Source organism: Streptacidiphilus sp. MAP5-3 (genome assembly GCF_041262505.1).
Lineage (GTDB): Bacteria > Actinomycetota > Actinomycetes > Streptomycetales > Streptomycetaceae > Streptacidiphilus.
Window position 1 is genome coordinate 1 of the sequence record NZ_JBGCCL010000069.1, and the last position, 1,838, is coordinate 1,838.

The window sequence follows — 1,838 nt, forward strand, 5'->3', positions numbered from 1 at the left end:
GGTTTGACGGCGGAGCGGTTCGTGGCGAATCCGTTCGGTGCGGGGGAGCGGTTGTACCGCACGGGTGACCTGGTCCGGTGGAACGCCGGCGGCGAGCTGGAGTACGTCGGCCGTGCGGACGAGCAGGTGAAGATCCGCGGTTTCCGGATTGAGCCCGGTGAGGTGCAGGCCGTCCTGGCCGCACACCCGGGCCTGGAGCAGGTCATGGTGACGATCCGTGAGGACCTGCCGGGTGACCTCCGCCTGGTGGCGTACGCGGTTCCGGCCGGCGTAGACGCCAATGCGAATGAACTCCTCGCCAGTCTGCGGGAGTTCGCGGGTGAGCGGTTGCCGTCCTACATGGTGCCGTCGGCAGTCGTGCTGCTGGAGGAGCTGCCGCTGACCGTGAACGGCAAGCTGGACCGTGTTGCCCTGCCCGCGCCGGAGTACGTGGCGGGTGCGGGGCGGGGTCCGACGACGGTGCAGGAGGAGCTTCTGTGCCAGGCGTTCGCCGAGGTCCTGGGACTCGACCGGGTCGGGGTCGACGATGACTTCTTCGCCCTGGGCGGTCATTCGCTGCTGGCGGTGGCCCTGGTGGAACGTCTGCGGGTGCGGGGTGTGTCCGTGTCGGTGCGGGCGCTCTTCGAGACGCCGACGCCGGCGGGTGTGGCCGGTGCTGCCGGGCCGGTCCAGGTGGTGGTGCCGCCGAACCTGATTCCCGAGGGCGCTACCGGGATCACGCCGGAGATGCTGCCGTTGGTGGAGTTGACTGCGGCGGAGGTCGAGCGGGTCGTGGCCGGGGTCGAGGGTGGTGCGGCGAATGTGGCGGATGTGTATCCGCTCGCGCCGTTGCAGGAGGGCATGCTCTTCCACCACATGCTGGCGGACGGTGGAACGGACACGTATGTGTTTCCGGTGGTGTTCTGGTTCGACTCGCGGGGGCGGGTGGACGGGTTCCTGGACGCGCTGCGGGCGGTGGTCGATCGGCATGACGTGTTCCGCACGGCGTTCGTGTGGGAGGGCTTGGCCGAGCCGGTGCAGGTGGTGTCGCGTCGGGTGGGGCTGCCGGTCCAGGAGGTCGTGCTGGACGCGCAGGGCCTTGGTGCGGTGGAGCAGTTGAAGGCGATCGGCGGATCGTGGATGGATCTGACCCGGGCGCCCCTGATGACGGTGCACATCGCGGCGGAGCCCGGGGGTGATCGCTGGCTGGCATTGTTGCGGACCCATCACCTGGTGCAGGACCACACGTCGTTGGATGTGCTGCTGGGGGAGGTGCGGGCGTTCATGTCCGGTCGTGCCGACATGTTGCCGGCGGCGTTGCCGTTTCGCGATTTCGTCGCCCAGGCCCGCCTGGGTGTGCCGCGTGAGGAGCATGAGCGGTACTTCGCGGAGTTGCTGGGGGATGTGACCGAGACGACGGCGCCTTTCGGTGTGCTGGACGTGTACGGCGACGGCAGTACCACTCGCCGGGAACGCCTTGCGGTGGACGATGAACTGTCGTGCCGGGTTCGTGAGTTGGCGCGTGCTGCGGGTGTCAGTGCGGCTGTGGTCTTCCATGTGGCGTGGGCGCGGGTGCTGGCCGCGCTGAGCGGTCGTGAGGATGTGGTGTTCGGCACGGTGCTGTTCGGCCGGATGAACTCCGGGGCGGGTGCTGATCGGGTGCCGGGTCTGTTCCTCAACACGCTGCCGGTGCGGGTGCGGGTGGATGGGCAGAGTGTGGGCGGGGCGTTGTCGGGGATGCGGCGGCAGTTGGCGGGGTTGCTGGTGCATGAGCATGCGCCGTTGTCGCTGGCGCAGCAGGCGAGCGGGATGACGGGTGGCGGCCCGCTGTTCACCTCGATCTTCAACTACCGCTACAG

Annotated in this window: 1 protein-coding gene; it reads left to right on the forward strand. The window is 68.9% G+C overall.

Going from position 1 to position 1,838, the window contains the following annotated elements; genetic code table 11:
- Positions 1 to 21: 21 nt before the first annotated feature.
- The coding region (locus ABH928_RS36445) for a condensation domain-containing protein (protein ID WP_370073050.1) at positions 22 to 1,838 on the forward strand (1,817 nt) is incomplete at its 3' end.